General features: G+C 39.1%; 15 protein-coding genes. 4 read left to right on the forward strand and 11 right to left on the reverse strand.

All coding sequences use genetic code 11. The features are described from left to right. Positions 1–75: 75 nt before the first annotated feature. Complete coding sequence (locus OLW01_RS13810) at positions 76–390, forward strand: hypothetical protein (RefSeq protein ID WP_268074503.1); 315 nt, start codon at positions 76–78, stop codon at positions 388–390. A 52-nt stretch (positions 391–442) separates the two neighbouring features. Here the strand turns inward: OLW01_RS13810 and OLW01_RS13815 are convergent, their stop codons facing one another. Next, the gene (locus OLW01_RS13815) at positions 443–685 is read right to left on the reverse strand and encodes a DUF3297 family protein (RefSeq protein WP_268074504.1); all 243 of its coding nucleotides are present in this window, start codon (positions 683–685) and stop codon (positions 443–445) included. A gap of 249 nt (positions 686–934) precedes the next feature. Then, positions 935–2062, reverse strand: a complete 1128-nt coding sequence (locus tag OLW01_RS13820) for an MDR/zinc-dependent alcohol dehydrogenase-like family protein (RefSeq protein WP_268074505.1) — start codon at positions 2060–2062, stop codon at positions 935–937. 183 nt (positions 2063–2245) lie between these two features. On the opposite strand from OLW01_RS13820, the gene OLW01_RS13825 reads away from it, so the two are divergent. From OLW01_RS13825 to OLW01_RS13835, 3 genes are all read left to right on the forward strand, one after another. Then, the gene (locus tag OLW01_RS13825) at positions 2246–3157 is read left to right on the forward strand and encodes a LysR family transcriptional regulator (RefSeq protein ID WP_268074506.1); all 912 of its coding nucleotides are present in this window, start codon (positions 2246–2248) and stop codon (positions 3155–3157) included. A gap of 642 nt (positions 3158–3799) precedes the next feature. Continuing rightward, positions 3800–5692, forward strand: a complete 1893-nt coding sequence (locus OLW01_RS13830) for an endonuclease NucS domain-containing protein (protein ID WP_268074507.1) — start codon at positions 3800–3802, stop codon at positions 5690–5692. Then, positions 5692–5976, forward strand: coding sequence for a hypothetical protein (locus tag OLW01_RS13835; RefSeq protein WP_268074508.1), 285 nt, complete (start codon positions 5692–5694; stop codon positions 5974–5976). The genes OLW01_RS13830 and OLW01_RS13835 overlap by 1 nt, the downstream gene beginning before the upstream one ends. A gap of 15 nt (positions 5977–5991) precedes the next feature. Here OLW01_RS13835 and glmS read toward each other — a convergent pair whose 3' ends face one another. From glmS to urtC, 9 genes are all read right to left on the reverse strand, one after another. Next, entirely contained in the window at positions 5992–7821 is a 1830-nt protein-coding gene (gene glmS, locus OLW01_RS13840; protein ID WP_268074509.1) for a glutamine--fructose-6-phosphate transaminase (isomerizing), read from the reverse strand. A gap of 13 nt (positions 7822–7834) precedes the next feature. Next, a complete protein-coding gene (locus OLW01_RS13845; protein WP_268074510.1) occupies positions 7835–8611 on the reverse strand; it encodes a DeoR/GlpR family DNA-binding transcription regulator in 777 nt (258 codons plus the stop codon). A gap of 553 nt (positions 8612–9164) precedes the next feature. Then, on the reverse strand, positions 9165–9758 hold the full coding sequence (locus OLW01_RS13850; protein ID WP_268074511.1) for a peroxiredoxin-like family protein: 594 nt from the start codon (positions 9756–9758) through the stop codon (positions 9165–9167). Between the two features lie 196 nt (positions 9759–9954). After that, a complete protein-coding gene (gene glmU / locus OLW01_RS13855) occupies positions 9955–11328 on the reverse strand; it encodes a bifunctional UDP-N-acetylglucosamine diphosphorylase/glucosamine-1-phosphate N-acetyltransferase GlmU (RefSeq protein WP_268074512.1) in 1374 nt (457 codons plus the stop codon). Positions 11329–11494: 166 nt separating this feature from the next. Continuing rightward, positions 11495–11842, reverse strand: coding sequence for a zinc ribbon domain-containing protein (locus tag OLW01_RS13860; protein ID WP_268074513.1), 348 nt, complete (start codon positions 11840–11842; stop codon positions 11495–11497). Between the two features lie 130 nt (positions 11843–11972). Continuing rightward, positions 11973–13205, reverse strand: a complete 1233-nt coding sequence (gene fmdA, locus OLW01_RS13865) for a formamidase (protein ID WP_268074514.1) — start codon at positions 13203–13205, stop codon at positions 11973–11975. Positions 13206–13271: 66 nt separating this feature from the next. Further along, the gene (urtE, locus tag OLW01_RS13870) at positions 13272–13967 is read right to left on the reverse strand and encodes an urea ABC transporter ATP-binding subunit UrtE (RefSeq protein ID WP_268074515.1); all 696 of its coding nucleotides are present in this window, start codon (positions 13965–13967) and stop codon (positions 13272–13274) included. A gap of 26 nt (positions 13968–13993) precedes the next feature. After that, the gene (gene urtD / locus OLW01_RS13875; protein WP_268074516.1) at positions 13994–14737 is read right to left on the reverse strand and encodes an urea ABC transporter ATP-binding protein UrtD; all 744 of its coding nucleotides are present in this window, start codon (positions 14735–14737) and stop codon (positions 13994–13996) included. Continuing rightward, on the reverse strand, positions 14727–15947 hold the full coding sequence (gene urtC, locus OLW01_RS13880; RefSeq protein ID WP_268074517.1) for an urea ABC transporter permease subunit UrtC: 1221 nt from the start codon (positions 15945–15947) through the stop codon (positions 14727–14729). The genes urtD and urtC overlap by 11 nt, the downstream gene beginning before the upstream one ends. Positions 15948–15951 lie beyond the last annotated feature (4 nt).

Here is a 15951-nt window from a genome sequence, read left to right on the forward strand (position 1 = left end):
ATCCTTATACTAGCAACAGGCATAGTTGCATACCAGCTCTCTGGCACTTATTCGAAGCTAAACCAAAACTGTGAATTGCCCGATAAGTTAAATATTTTTCTTTCAAAGCATTCTAACCTGGGGCTAGCTGAGTTTAGATATAAAAACTCCGATAAAATCCAACTAATGATCGATGCTGGATACCAAGGGTTTATCGTCAATAGAAATGATTGGGCTGAATTTTCTGAGCCCATCAATAGCACTGAACAGCTAAAATTTAATCAGGAATGTTTAACGATTTATCCAAGCTTAAATGAAAAGTTAGTTGGCAGTAGTAAAACGCTAAAATACTATGGAATAGGCTTTAATCAGGGGCGTTATCTCTGGTTAGAAAATGAGGATTTTGAGTGACTTTAAATGCCCAAAAACAGAATTATTTCGGGCACTGAAGGCACGCTCTGAATTATTTATAAAAAGGTTCAACTTCACCTTTTAATTTAATTAACAACGGCTGACCACGGCGATCTAACGCTTTTGGAGAGGGTACTTTTACCCAGCCTTCACTAATACAATATTCTTCAATGTTAGTGCGCTCTTTGCCGTTTAATTTAATCCCAATTTCATGCTCAAAGCATTCAGCTACGTAGTGTTTGCTGCGTGAATCGATTGACAAACGATCCGGTAAAGCGGGTTTATTATCGCTCATAATTAAAAACCTGAATTTAATAAGTTAAAAATAAAAGTGCGTCATTGTAGGCAATCCAGACATGACACTCAAGCGATTATAAACCACAAGTTAACTTATACATTCAGCGTGAATTTTTTAAACTTAGCAATAAAGATAACAGCAAATTGGGGGCTAACATTTACGCGCGAGCAAGCTTCGCGCCTACAAAGTTATTTATAACTCTGTGGTTTTTGCTTGCTGACGCGTTTTACACATTTAAAAACTCAATTATTTTTGAGGGGTAATTAAATACTTTTCACCTGTTGCTTGTTTAGCATAGGTTTTTATTGACGATAACTGTAGGGCCTCTGTTAGTGATACTTCATCTGTATAATGGCTTGCAAATGTTGTGGTGATTTCATTAGCAACGCGTTTGCGCATTGCCATAACAGTGTCGGTTCCTAATTTACCTAACGCATTAAACAATAAAAAGCCATTTACACCCCACGCAAAACCAAAGTTACGGTTTAACGTAATAGGGCCTCGGTTTAATGCGCCATAAATATACACTTGTTTAAAAGTGTCAGACCCATAAACACTATACTCTTTTGTATCTCGAGCTGCCGCAACTTCCATACAATTTAAAATATCACTGGTTAATTGGCCGCCACCAATAGGATCAAAAGCAATAGTTGCGCCCGTTTCAATAATCGCCGCCGTTAAATCATCCAGAAAAGTATCACTACTTGAGTTAACCACATATTTAGCGCCCATATCCGTTAGTAGTTTTTCTTGTTCAGGTTTACGAACAATGTTAATTAAATCGATACCATCGGCCATACAAATACGGTTTAACATTTGCCCCAGGTTAGACGCAGCTGCCGCATGAATAATCGCTTTATGGCCTTCAGCTCGCATGGTTTCAACCATAGCTAATGCCGTTAACGGATTAACAAAAGAAGAAGCGCCTTCTTTAGCCGTCGTCTCTTCTTTTAAAACCAAGCAGCTTTGTACATTAACACTGTGATATTTACGATAAGTTCCACCGCCGATCACCGCCACTGTTTTACCGATTAAGGCTTGGGCCGCAGCCGATGAGCCCGCCGCAACAACGGTTCCTGCGCCTTCATTACCCACAGATGTTGCTTTACCCACTCGCGTTTTTAACGCAGGCATAGCTTTAGCTGGAACATCTGCGGTAATCACTGGGTTTTGTTCAGTACCAGATTGCACCGCTGTCGACATATCAGCACCGCTGAACATAACCCCTAAATCTGACGGGTTTAATGGCGCGGCTTCAATGCGAACCACCACCTCATCGTCAGCGGGTTGTGGCATTTCAATATTTTTTAACGCCAGTGTTAGTTTATTGTCGTCGGAAATCGTAGATATAAGTTGTATATTTGATTCATTCATAATTTAGCTTTCCATTATTAGCGTGAAAGTTATGCTTAAATTGCCAAAAAATGCAATTAAGCATCTGAATTTAACTTAAACTCATTATTACTTGTTTTAATCCGGTTATATATAAGGGAAAATGCGAATCACTTTTGTTTTAAAGACAATAATACAAAAGCATTTATTAAATGGAGAAGTTTGTTGGATCAACTACGCGCGATTAAATACTTTATCAAAGTTGTTGAAACTGGCAGTTTTACTAAAGCTGCCAGTACCTTTAATGTACCGCCCTCCTCTTTATCAAGGCGCGTGGCTGATTTAGAACAAAGCTTAGGCGCAACACTTTTAAAACGCTCAACCCGCATTGTAAAGCTAACCGAAGTGGGGCAAATTTATTATAACGATGTTCAACAAATATTAAATCAGCTAGAACAAAGCAACGAAACCGTTCGTAGCTATCAAACAACACCAATGGGGCATTTGCGTATTAGCTCAATGGTGAGTTTTGGTGAGCAAATATTGCTGCCTTTATTAGACGAATTTTCCGCTTTATACCCTGAAATTGTACTAGATGTGAGTTTAAGCGATGAATTATCAGCTCTTAACCGTGATGATGTCGATATTGCAATACGGGGTGGCTACGCCCCAAATGAGCGCGTATTAGCAATAAACTTAATGGACAATAGCTTTATTCCTGTTGCTTCGCCATGTTACCTAACAAAGCATGGCACACCTCAAACCGTACAGGAATTAAAGCAACATAAAGGCCTTTATTTTAAAACGCCGACAGGGCCAACCCCTTGGTTATGTGATATAGAGGGTCAATGGCAAGATGTTTCTGGCCCAGCGGTCGCGATTTCAAATAACGGGCCTTGGCTAGCCAAAAAAGCCTGTAACGGTGAAGGTATATTAATGTCTACGCGATGGGCATTAGCGCCATACCTTAAATCAGGAAAGCTACAAGAACTAAAATTTGAGCATGAATTAGCAATCACTCAAAACGCAAATATGGCGGTTTATTTGTTATATCAAAAACAAGGCTACCTAGTACCAAAGGTAAAAGCAGCTGTAGATTTTTTAGTTCAAAAGTTAAAAGTGACTAATGAAAATTAAATGGGTAAAAGACGGTATCAATACCGGTATGATTAAATAGGAATAATTAGATATTGGTTGGTGAAACCGGCATTGGTCTGTGTGGGTTAGTGCAAATCTATCTAGGTCGGTACAACCCCGCATAGGTCAATGGAAACCGTGTAGGTCAATGTAGGTCGGTTTAGCGCCGTGGGCGCGTAAGCCGACATAAACAAACATCAGGCTTGGGCGACAGATCTTAAATATGTTTCTATTAGGCGTCTGATTATGAGTTTAAGCCGTTTAAATGCAATGATTTTTCAATTACTGTAGGTTGGGTTTACATTAATGCTTATGGGAAAAATCAAACTTGGGGTTAGGCTATTATAGGAGCTTACCAAATCGGAGGTTATACTTTGAAAGAAATAGATGAGTATTTTATTTTACATTATTCAAGTATTAGCAAAATTGTAAGACCAGCTCTTATTAATATCTATTTTTCTGAACAACCTGCAACGGCTTTACTCAGCTAATAACTAGCAGCGTTTAATTTTTTAAGAAAAGTGGCTGACTGGAATTGACCAGAACATTATGTACTTTTCAATGGTAAGCATTAATAACGAAAAAATATCTGCTAATTTCGGGTTCTACACATTCAAAAAATACCCAAATAAAGGATATATAATGGTGACAAATTTAAGTGAGTCGCAAATTCAGGAAATTTTGTGTGCTAATGTCGATCTTATCGAATCTGGGTTGACGTTTTTAAAAAAAGAACAGTACATTCCCAACGACCTTGGAACAAGAGGTTTTATTGATATCTACGCGAGGGATAAAAATGGAAAGCATGTACTTATTGAATTAAAAAAATCTAACGCCAGCTCTAGAGAGGCGATCCATGAGATCTACAAGTATTTAGAAGGAGTAAAATCTCATTTTTCGGCAAGAGAAGACGAGATAAGAGTTATAGTTGCTTCGACGGTATGGAGCGAGTTGATTGTGCCTTTTTCTCGTTTTTATCATGAAAGCTCAATAGATACACTTGGCTTACAACTAGAGTTTATCAATCAGTCTGATGTTCGTGCGACAAAAGTGGAAATTCTGGATTTTTCTGAAGGGCGCATGTTTGCACCCTGGTATGAAGGTTTTTGGTATTTGGATAAAACCTCATTAAAGTGTGGTATTGATAGTATTAAGAAATCTTGCAAAAAATTGGAATTAAATGACTTTATAATCGTTGTTGTGAAAGTACCAAGTTCCTTTGCAAAAGACGAGCAAGATAGGGTGGAATCCGCCTTAACCACGCTATTTGGTTCCTCACCAAGACAAATACCCCAAGTTAAACTTTTCCAATATTTAGTTTTTCTTGCTCATCAACGTAAAAGTAAAGAGTTTTATCTAAGGCAAATAGAGAAATATTCTAAAAATTTATTTGTTGATACCGAAGAACTATGCGCTAATCCGGATACTCAAACAATTTACGATAATTTTGCTGGTCTTTTGGGATTAGTAGAGTGTGATTACCTAACCATAGAAAATCCTGCTAAGTTTTCGGAAAAATTACATTTTATGGGGTTTCGAGTTTTAAAATTGATTAAAGCTGGAACATTTGGTTTGAATCAATGTTTAACTGACGACACTTTATTAAATGAAATTGAAACTGTAGATTCAAAAAAATTTAGTGGAAAAGCAAATTTATCAATTAAGTCTGAGGCAGCTTACGTAAAACGTAGGGTCGAAAATTGTTTAAGAAATAATCCCCCATGGAAAAACCATGTGTTATCGATCATCAATGAATTAATCGAAGACAAGAAAATTGTAGAAATTAATATTTCCAATTTATCTCTTGGCATTTTGGGGATTTATTTATCGGTGCACTATAAAGATCCAACCTCATATTTGCCATACTTTTCGATAAACGTTATTGATAGTGACGAAGACATTTCTTACCAAGGTATGTTAGAAGCTCATAATCCGACAAAGGGATTTAGACATATTTTGGATAAGTATTACAACGGTGTTGTAGCTAATATTGTGTGTATGATGATGGGAGACCATTCTGATGATCGTCACGTCGACATATTGTTTGATTTGGGGTTAAGTTACAAAACCTATAAGGTGAGGAAATACAATAATGAGAGGCGGTTCGAACGATTTGAAGACTTTAGGTGGGTTGTTTGCGAATCAAAGGAAGCAATTGAAAGCTTTGTTTATTATTTGCATGAAAATCAATCAATGGTCAGACAAATTTATCAGAGAATAAATGCCTACCATAAAGGAGCTTTAGTAGAACCTATTTTTAGTCACACGATGATTTTGAAGCAGTGTTTCGATATAGACTGTCTTTCGAAAATCGACGAAAAATTTATAGGTAGTCCTCCTGATTGTGAGTGCTGTGAATCCCCTTTGGCCGACGAAACGTTTTTTGTTGACGGACCTTTTAAAAACAATTCAAGTTGGGCAATGTTTTGCTTGGATTGTTTTACTGCGCATGGTGATGGTTATAAATTTGCTTCTGTCTTTACAAAATATGGCGAAGAATGGGTAAGTCTGAGGCGGTTAACGGACAATATATAATGGTGCCAATTTTTGCATTGGAAGTGGACTTAGTTTGCGAAGGCTATGCTTACAACTCTGGGCTGGTCTTGCTTTTGTGGGCTAGTCTAAATAAAGACCGAGCCGGGCGAAGCTCGGTAGGTTGGGTCGAGCAAAGTGAATCCCAACATTTTTATTTAATATGCCACAATGTTGGGTGCGCCTCTGGCTTACCGCAACCTACAATAGAACGAAAATTTGAGCTGCGTAAATGGCAGCTCATAAACCTGTGGGATAGCATGTTAATTGCTTACCCAAAAATTTAATTATTTTTCAATAACTTATTCGACAGTTACGCTTTTGGCTAGGTTTCTAGGCTGATCCACATCTGTACCTTTAATTACGGCTACATGGTAGCTTAATAATTGTAGTGGAATGGTGTAAACAATCGGTGCAATTATATCTTCAGTTGGCACTACGCTGATTACTTTTTGAGTTTCGTCGCTTTCAAATTTGGCGTCTTTGTCGGCAAATACATAAAGTACACTGCCACGCGCGCGCACTTCTTCAACGTTTGAATGTAGTTTTTCTAATAATTCATTATTAGGGGCGACTACAATCACTGGCATTTCAGCATCAATTAATGCAATTGGACCGTGTTTTAATTCACCGGCTGCGTAAGCTTCGGCGTGAATGTATGAAATTTCTTTAAGTTTAAGCGCACCTTCCATTGCAATTGGGTATTGCTCACCGCGGCCTAAAAATAATGCATGGTGTTTGTCGGCAAACTCTTCAGCTAGGGCTTCAATTTCGTCATTGGCGAGTAATGCGTTTTCAATTTTACCCGGTAGCTGCATTAATGCAGAGGCGATGTTTAGTTCAGTTTCAGCATTTAAGCCTTTGTGTTTGCCAATGGTTAATACTAATAATAATAATGAAACTAATTGGGTGGTAAATGCTTTAGTTGAAGCAACGCCAATTTCAGTCCCGGCGCGGGTCATAAAGTGAAAGTCTGATTCACGTACTAACGATGATCCCATCACATTACAAATAGTGAGTGACGATAAATAACCTTGCTCTTTTGCTAGTTTTAACGCGGCTAAAGTATCGGCGGTTTCACCTGATTGTGAAATTGATACAAACAAGCTGCCGTTGTGAACATAAAATTTACGGTAGCGGAATTCAGACGCTATCTCGATGCTACAACTGACACCTGCGTATTGTTCAAACCAATATTTGGCGACCATGCCTGCGTGGTAACTGGTTCCACATGCAACAATGGTTACGTGGTTAATTTGAGGGATCACCTCTTCAAAACCATTACCAAAAATGCCAGTTTCAATACCCGAGGTTGAAACTCGCTCTTCTAGGGTTTGACGCACACAGGTTGGCTGTTCAAAAATTTCTTTCATCATGTAATGGCGATATTCGCCTTTATCAGCTGAATCCGCTTTAGCGTCAACTAAGTTAACTTTTCGCTCAACTTGTTCGCCAGATTTATCAAAAATTTCAACTGATTTACGACTAATTCGGGCAACGTCGCCTTCTTCTAAATAAATAAAACGACTGGTTACCGGTAATAGTGCAAGTTGGTCAGAGGCAACAAAGTTTTCGCCTATGCCTAAGCCAATAACAAGCGGGCTGCCAGAGCGTGCGACGACCATTTGATCTGGGTTTTGTTTATCTATAATCGCTGTCCCATATGCACCAGTCACCGTTTGTGCAGCTTTTTGTACAGCGGCTAGTAAATCTAGGCCAGAGTCTAATAGTTGATGAATAAGGTGCGTTAATACTTCGGTATCAGTATCTGAGTTAAACTGATAGCCTTGCTCGGTTAATTGTGTTTTTAATTCACGGTAGTTTTCAATAATACCGTTGTGAACAACTGCGATTCTGTCTTGTGACATGTGTGGGTGGGCATTGCGCTCTGTCGGTTCACCATGAGTTGCCCAGCGAGTGTGTGCTATACCAGTGCCACCTGATAAAAATTGATCAGCTAAGCCTTCGCTTAAATTTTTAACTTTACCCACACGACGAATACGCTGCAATTCACTGTTTTGAATGACGGCTAAGCCGGCTGAATCATAGCCTCGGTATTCTAAGCGGCGTAGGCCTTCTAATAAAATTTCTGCGACGTCTCTTTGTGCTACTGCACCTACAATTCCACACATAATTTATGTTCCTTTATCCTTGTTTTGGTGAGTTGGCGATATTCACAACCACACCCATTTTTTCAATTTGTTTAACCGCTTCAGCTGTAATGTCTGAATCGGTGATGATTCTTGTAATTTGATTCCAGTTTAGCTCTAGGTTTGGGATTCGGCGGCCAATTTTGTCTGACTCTATCATCACTATGACTTCTCTGGCTTGCTCTGCCATCACTCGGCTTAAACCGATGAGTTCGTTAAAAGTGGTGGTACCGCGCTCTAAATCTATGCCATCGGCACCAATAAAAAGCTGATCAAAATCATAAGATCTTAAAACTTGCTCAGCAACTTGGCCTTGAAAAGATTCTGAATGAGGGTCCCAGGTGCCGCCTGTCATTAAAATAGTAGGCTCGTTTTCAAGCTCACGTAATTGGTTGGCGACATCTAGTGCGTTGGTCATCACAATTAAGCCACGTTTGTGATTTAAATGCGGTATTAAGCTGGCAGTTGTTCGTCCGCTATCGATTAAAATTCGGTTATGTTCACGAATGCACTCAGCCGCCTTTAACGCAATACTTTGCTTGGCTGGCGAAACGGTTTTTTCAGCGTCGGTTATCACCTCTTGCGGTAGTGGCACTGCACCACCATAACGGCGTAATAAAAGTCCGCTTTTTTCAAGTGCGGCTAAATCTTTACGAATAGTAACCACTGAAGTTTCAAAACGCTCTGATAAAGCTTCAACGCTCATTTCGCCGTTTTCATTAACTAGGCTATGAATAGTGTGGCGTCTTTGTTGAGTATTACGTTTTGACATCTTTCGGTTAGTTTCTTTTTATTAAGGTTAAGTTTCGGTCTGAAAGTTAGGGCGAAATTTAAACAGAAGTAGCGCTAAGCTGCAAGTCATTTTTTAATAAATTGACCTAAATGCAGACTAACCATAGGCAAGATCACATTCTGAAATATAGTGGGTAGTATCTAGGAGAGTCGTTATTTAGAGCAAAATGGTTTTTTCAGGACGAAAAATTCAAGCTTACAGGAATGTACTTGCAGCGTTTTTGCGAAAATGATGGCTCACCCTTTAATCTTTGTATGAAAATGATTCAAGTATGATTTTGCCCTGAGGCTAACCGAGACAAAAGCCCATTACTTTTGGCGCGATACGGTAAAGAGATTCATTTAAACTGGGCTTGAATAAAAAATTTTGTAAAAAAATGGCCTGAGCATAACGCCCAAGCCATTTAATTTGTTTGCTGGTTTTGCTTATAAAAGCACGCTTTTAACTCATAACTAACTAATAACCAACTCACAACCAAATCACAGCTAACCCACATGTTACCCTCAGGTTATTCACAGCGTGGGGCTTAATATTATTTAGTTAAATTTTGCTTTAAAACGGCTTTCATTTGCTCGCCTGTTGGCCGGGTTTTAAAGTCTTTATCTACATAATACCAAAGTACTTCGCCGCCTTTGCTTATTAATATTGTGGCTGGGTGAGGCACTTTATCGTTTTTGCGCAAGCCAAGCTCATCAATAAGTTTCATTTTGGCATCGCTTAAAAACAAATAATCTAAACCAAATTTTCGTTGGGTGTTTTTGTTAGTTGCTTGGCTATCAGGACTTATGGCGACTAAGCGGGTATTATAATTTTTAAGCTCTGGTAGCACGTTTTCAAACGACTCTAACTGGCCAATACAAAACGGACACCATTCACCGCGATAAACCACTAATAAAATATTTTGATTATCACTTAACGAACTAACATTGTGCTGCTGGCCTTGGCTGTCGTTAAGCGTAACCGATGGCAATCGATCACCTGTGGTTAAAACAAAGCTATCTAGGTTGCTATAGGAGTCTTCACCTATGTGCTGTTTATCTACACTGGCCGCGGTACAAGCTGCTAACAAGGTGGCTGTGCATAATGTAATAAACGCACCTTTTAATAATTTAATTTGATTAAACATGTCTGAACTCTTCCTTTTTGTAATGGCTGATAATGTATCATTCAATTAGTAGACAGCAACAAAGTCAAAAAAATTGCATTTAAATAAGTAGAATAAAATAAGTTTGTTGATTTTAGTCTTTAATAAAAGCGTGTAAAACAAAGAATGCGACAATTTGTCGCATTCTTAAAATATGAAGGTTCACTATAAATATAAGTTATTTTTTATTTTTAACCGGTCGTTGCCAACCTGATATATGACGCTGTTTAGCGCGGGCAATCACTAGCTCATCGTTTTCAGAGCTTTTAACTATGGTTGAGCCAGCTCCAACTGTTGTACCTTTAGCCAATTTAACGGGGGCAACAATTGATGAGTTAGATCCAACAAATACGTTATCTTCAATTGTGGTTCTAAATTTATTTGCTCCGTCATAATTACAAGTAATGCTACCTGCACCCACGTTTACGCCAGCACCTACATCGCTATCACCTAAATAACTTAAGTGATTGGCTTTTGAACCTTTGGCTATTTTAGTGTTTTTGGTTTCAACAAAATTACCAATATGCACGCCTTCTGCAAATTCTGACCCTGGGCGAATACGCGCAAATGGCCCAATAAAACAAGCTTGGCCTATCACGGCATCTTCAATAATGGTATTGGCTTTAATTAAGGTGCCATCGGCAATTTTACAGTTACGTAAAATACAGTTTGGTTCAATGGTAACATTGTTACCCAGTTCAACGTCACCTTCAAAAACCACATTGATATCAACTGCCACATCTTGACCAACACTTACCGTACCACGTACATCAACGCGGGCTGGATCTCTAAATGTAACCCCTTCAACCATTAGGCTTTCAACTTGTTTCTGTTGATAAATTCGCTCTAATGTAGCTTGTTGCAAACGATTGTTAACGCCTTCTACCTCGGCCGTTTCTGCTGGGTTTGCAGTTTCAATCGGATAACCTTGGTCCGCACACATAGCAATAATATCGGTTAAGTAATATTCTTGCTGGGCATTATCGTTAGATAAATCCGCTAACCAAGTTTTAAGTAAACTCGCAGGTGCGGTTAAAATGCCGGTATTCACTTCGTTCACTTGTTTTTGCATGCCGTTTGCATCTTTCTCTTCAACAATGGCGGTTACGTTGCCATCTGTGTCACGAATAATACGGCCATATCCGGTTGGGTTTTCAAGATTAACGGTTAATAACCCTATGCCTTTATCTGGCGCTGAGGTTAATAGTTTTTCAAGCGTGGCTGAACTAATTAGGGGTACGTCGCCATATAAAATAAGCACTTGCTCGTTATCGGTAATTTCAGGAATAATTTGCTGTACAGCGTGGCCTGTGCCTAATTGTTCTTTTTGTTCAACCCAAATTAATGATTCTGCTGCTAATGCAGTTTTTAATTTATCGCCACCATGACCATAAATCATAATAAGCTTTTGTGCATCGAGTGAATGCGACGCATCAATAACATGCTTAACCATAGGTTTAGCACCTATTTTATGCAGAACTTTAGGTAATGACGATTTCATTCTTGTGCCTTTACCAGCGGCAAGAATAACGGTTGTTAATGACTGCGACATAAAGCGCTTCCCTGTATATTTTTAGAATTGATAAAATTGCGACAAAGCATACCTAAGCTGGGGATAAGTGTGAAGTGACTTATCGCAAATTTTAAAAAATTCAGGGAGGTGCTAGCTGATAATACTATTCAGCCAGCAATGTAATCTAACCCGAGTTAAGGTTAATTTAATGACTAATCATCCAAGGGCGGGCAGATGGGAAAATTTTACTCCCATCTGCTAGATAAACGGCTCGAGAACTTTTACTTGCTTTGCTTTCACAGCCACAATTTCGACCATGCTTTTTATCTCGACTTTCAACTGTAGAAAACACAGGTTGATGACTCGCTTTTTCGTTAGTTTCATGGGCTTTTCGTTTTTCAGTTGCCATATTCAGGATTTCTGGGGCAACTAAAATAACTCTAGCACTCAGTTGAGCACAATGTGGACACTCGCATGGTTTATCGCCCAACGCAATTGGCACCATCTTTTGAAAAACACCATGTTTACTGCACTTATAATCGTATAATGGCATAGCATAACTCCAATATTAGTTCATTCTGTTCTCGTTAAATAAACACAATCAATATTTCGTAAGCATTTAAACTGCTCTGAGCCAAACAGGGTACAGAGCAGTATGCAAATAACGCTAAAAATGTAGTGCTTTAATCTAAGTCGGGCGCTTTTGGTACATCAATTGATCCATCGTAGTATTTGGTTGGTCCTTCAGAATTGATCTTAATATCTTCTTTGAATATATCGGTTGGTAGCCATAAAGTCGCACATGAATTAGGCACATCTACCACGCCACTAATATGACCTTGCACAGGCGCGGTCCCTAAAATTGCGTAAGCTTGAGCGCGGGTATAACCAAATTTTTCAAGGTAGTTAATGGCATTTAAGCAAGCCTGACGATAGGCAACATTTACATCCAAGTAATGTTGTTTGCCTTGTTCATCAACTGAAATCCCTTCAAAAATAAGGTAGTCATCGTATTTTGGAGTAATTGGGCTTGGTTGAAAGATTGGATTTTTTACGCCATATTTACGCATACCATCTTTTACTAACTTAACGCGTAAATGTATCCACCCAGCCATTTCTATTGCGCCACAAAACGTAATTTCACCATCACCTTGGCTAAAGTGTAAGTCGCCAACACTCAATCCTGCATTTTTTACATAAACCGGAAAGTATACTTTTGAACCACGAGATAAATCTTTAATATCGCAATTACCGCCGTGTTCTCTAGGCGGCACGGTACGAGCGCCTTCAGCTGCCGCTGCTTTCTTAGCATCGCCGCTCATTTTGCCCATATGAGCAGTATCAGCATAAGGTAAGTTAGCTAACCCGGGAACTCGATCTGGCTCGGTATCGTAAAGCTCCTTTTCGCGAGTATTCCATTCATTTAACATTTCTGAAGAGGGTAAACAACCAATTAAACCTGGGTGAATCATGCCTGCAAACTCAACTCCCGGTATATGTCGAGACGACGTAAACATACCTTTAAAGTCCCAAATCGATTTTTGCGCTTCGGGGAAATGCTCGGTTAAAAACCCACCCCCATTTTTCTTTGAAAAGAAACCATTAAAACCCCACTGGCTTTCATCAAAAGTACCTATATCTAAAATATCAACTTCTAATAAATCACCGGGTTCAGCACCCTCTACCCCAACAGGGCCTGATAAAAAATGCACTTGGGTTAAATCAACATCCCGAACATCGCTCGCGTCGTCATTATTTTTAATTTGGCCGCCAGTCCAGTCAATACATTCAATAATAAAATCATCACCTGGTTTGACCGTTTCAGCCATCGGGATATCTGGATGCCAACGATTATGAAGCTTTTCATTTTCATATGCAGATTGGTTTAAATCAACTTTGATAATTGTTTTAGTCATTGTAGTTCTCCTTGCGGACCAGCCGCAGTTTGGGTTGCGGTAAAAATGGAATAAATTTATAAAACATTAAACTGATAAATAACTGGCAACTTTGTCTTCATCTATATTGGCGATTTCATCTTGATGAACGATATTGCCCCCTTCAATCACCAAGACTCTGTCAGCAATTTCTAAGGCAAAACTTAAAACTTGCTCAGACACCAAAATAGATAAACCTCGCTCATCGCGAATACGTTTAAGTGTTCGAGCCATTTCTTTAATGATTGAAGGCTGAATTCCCTCTGTGGGCTCGTCTAAAATTAATACTTTAGGGTTACTAGCGAGCGCTCTGGCAATCGCTAGTTGTTGCTGTTGGCCCCCTGATAAATTGCCACCTCTGCGTTTTTTCATTTCTTTTAAAACAGGAAATAACTCGTAGAGGTCGCTATCATCCGTTAGCCTAGATTGATTAGTTGAGGTTAATCCGGTTTCAATATTTTCAAGCACTGTCATTGTTGAAAATATCATTCGTCCTTGAGGTACAAAACCGACACCATTGGCAACACGAGCAAAACTTTTCATTCCGGTTAAATCGGTTCCGCCCAATGAAACAGAGCCGCCACTCTCGGGCACCATGCCTACCAGTGATTTCATTAATGAAGTTTTCCCCATGCCATTTCTGCCCATAATGGCTACTATTTCATTTTCTTTAACTTCAAAGTTAACGCCGTGCACTACTTCGCTTTGGCCATAAGAAACACGATAATCTTTAACTTGCAGCATAATTTTCTCCGCCTGATAACTCTAAATTAGTGACCTAAATAAACTTCAATCACCTTAGGGTCGTTTTGCACTCGTTCCATACTGCCTTCAGACAACACTTTGCCTTGGTGCAATACGGTTACTCTATCTGCAATTTCTTCAGCGAATTGCATATCATGCTCGATAACAACGACTGAACGACCTTTAGTAATACGCTTAAGTAGCTCAGCTGTTTTTCGACGCTCGGCTACAGACATGCCGGCTACGGGCTCATCTAACATCAACAAATCAGGATCCTGAATTAGTAACATTCCTATTTCTAACCACTGTTTTTGGCCGTGGCTCAATAAACCAGCCGGTTTATCGAGCAAGTTCTCCAAAAAAATACTTTCAGAAATGGCTTGTACTTGATTAATCACATCCTGATCTCTTTTGAAAAACAAAGCCCCAAATACCCCTCTGCCTTTGGGGTAAGACAGCTCCAAGTTTTCAAATACAGTGAGGTCTTCATAAATAGACGGATTTTGAAATTTACGCCCCACTCCGGCATGAACAATTTGGTGCTCGCTCATTTTTGTCAGCTCTTTGTCTCTAAATTTAATCGAGCCTGAAGTTGATTTAGTTCTCCCGCAAATTAAATCTAAAACGGTGGTTTTTCCGGCACCGTTAGGGCCAATAATGACTCGTATTTCTCCTTCATCAACGTATAGAGATAAATCGTTAACTGCTTTAAATCCATCAAAAGAAACGGTTAATCCCTCAACCGCTAAAACAAAATCATTAGCTTTCATATCTGGCACCTGCTGGTAATTTCGCTGAATTATCTTGCTGTTCTTTAGGTTCAACTTGTGGTTCAACTTGTGGTTTAACTTTAGATTCAAGCTCAGCATTTATGGCTTTGCTGGCTTTGTTAGTTAAGTTGAACTTGGTTTTAACCCAAGGCAAAAAGTATTCTTGGTACAAACTTGCTAAACCATTCGGAAAGAACAGCACAACGCTAATGAACAAAGCGCCCATTGCGAATAACCAAAGTTCAGGAAAGGTTTCAGAAAAAGTAGTTTTTGCAAAATTAACTAATAATGCACCGTAAATTGCGCCAAATATCGATAAACGACCACCAACGGCACATAAGATAACCATTTCAATTGAAGGCACTATGCCCACAAATGTTGGTGACATAAATCCGACTTGCAATGTAAACATGGCGCCGCCTAGTGCTGAAAATAGCGCCCCTAAGCAGAATACAAATATTTTGAAATTTGAAACGTCATAGCCCGAGAAACGCACCCTTTCTTCACGAACTCGCATTGCAACTAAGATGCGACCCAATTTATTTTTACGAACAAATTGAGCTATCACTAAGCAGATAAACAATAAAACTAAATTAACAAAATATAATAGGTATTTAGCGCTGTCGGTACGAATATCCCAACCCAAGAAAGTTCTTAAATCAGTGATCCCGTTTACACCTCCGGTAAAACCTTGCTGACCAATAATTAAGATAGTTAAAATGGCAGCGATAGCTTGGGTAATAATCGCAAAATAAACACCCCCTACACGCCGCTTAAACATGGCTACACCAATAAAGAATGCAAATACTGTGGGTACAACCATCACAGCTAAAATAGTAAAAGGTAAACTATGGAAGGGTTCCCAAAACCAAGGAAGCTCGGTTATTTGGTTCCAGTCCATAAAATCAGGAATACCAGGCGTTGATTGAATCGCTGTATTTTCAGGGCTTGAAGCCTCAAGCTTTAAAAACATAGCCATGCAATAACCGCCTAGCCCAAAGAAAATTCCCTGACCTAAGCTCAAAATGCCACCATAACCCCAGCATAAAACTAACCCTAAAGCGACAAAGGCATAAGTTAAATATTTTCCAACTAGGTTAAGCCTAAAAATATCCATAGTTAGCGGAAAAACAATCGCTAGAATTGCAGCTAATACAGCAAAAGCGACCAAATCATTGCGCGGAAATATCTGTTTTAATGAATGCATCATAATA

This window comes from Catenovulum adriaticum (genome assembly GCF_026725475.1).
In the GTDB taxonomy this organism is placed as follows: Bacteria; Pseudomonadota; Gammaproteobacteria; order Enterobacterales; family Alteromonadaceae; genus Catenovulum; species Catenovulum adriaticum.

Coding starts and splice junctions, on each gene's coding strand:
- urtE (WP_268074515.1), bottom strand. CDS start 13,967: ATGCTGCAAGTTAAAGATTATCGTGTTTCTTATGGCCAAAGCGAAGTA.
- OLW01_RS13850 (WP_268074511.1), bottom strand. CDS start 9,758: ATGTTTAATCAAATTAAATTATTAAAAGGTGCGTTTATTACATTATGC.
- OLW01_RS13860 (WP_268074513.1), bottom strand. CDS start 11,842: ATGCCATTATACGATTATAAGTGCAGTAAACATGGTGTTTTTCAAAAG.
- OLW01_RS13820 (WP_268074505.1), bottom strand. CDS start 2,062: ATGAATGAATCAAATATACAACTTATATCTACGATTTCCGACGACAAT.
- fmdA (WP_268074514.1), bottom strand. CDS start 13,205: ATGACTAAAACAATTATCAAAGTTGATTTAAACCAATCTGCATATGAA.
- urtD (WP_268074516.1), bottom strand. CDS start 14,737: ATGAAAGCTAATGATTTTGTTTTAGCGGTTGAGGGATTAACCGTTTCT.
- OLW01_RS13845 (WP_268074510.1), bottom strand. CDS start 8,611: ATGTCAAAACGTAATACTCAACAAAGACGCCACACTATTCATAGCCTA.
- glmS (WP_268074509.1), bottom strand. CDS start 7,821: ATGTGTGGAATTGTAGGTGCAGTAGCACAAAGAGACGTCGCAGAAATT.
- urtC (WP_268074517.1), bottom strand. CDS start 15,947: ATGATGCATTCATTAAAACAGATATTTCCGCGCAATGATTTGGTCGCT.
- glmU (WP_268074512.1), bottom strand. CDS start 11,328: ATGTCGCAGTCATTAACAACCGTTATTCTTGCCGCTGGTAAAGGCACA.
- OLW01_RS13830 (WP_268074507.1), top strand. CDS start 3,800: ATGGTGACAAATTTAAGTGAGTCGCAAATTCAGGAAATTTTGTGTGCT.
- OLW01_RS13835 (WP_268074508.1), top strand. CDS start 5,692: ATGGTGCCAATTTTTGCATTGGAAGTGGACTTAGTTTGCGAAGGCTAT.
- OLW01_RS13815 (WP_268074504.1), bottom strand. CDS start 685: ATGAGCGATAATAAACCCGCTTTACCGGATCGTTTGTCAATCGATTCA.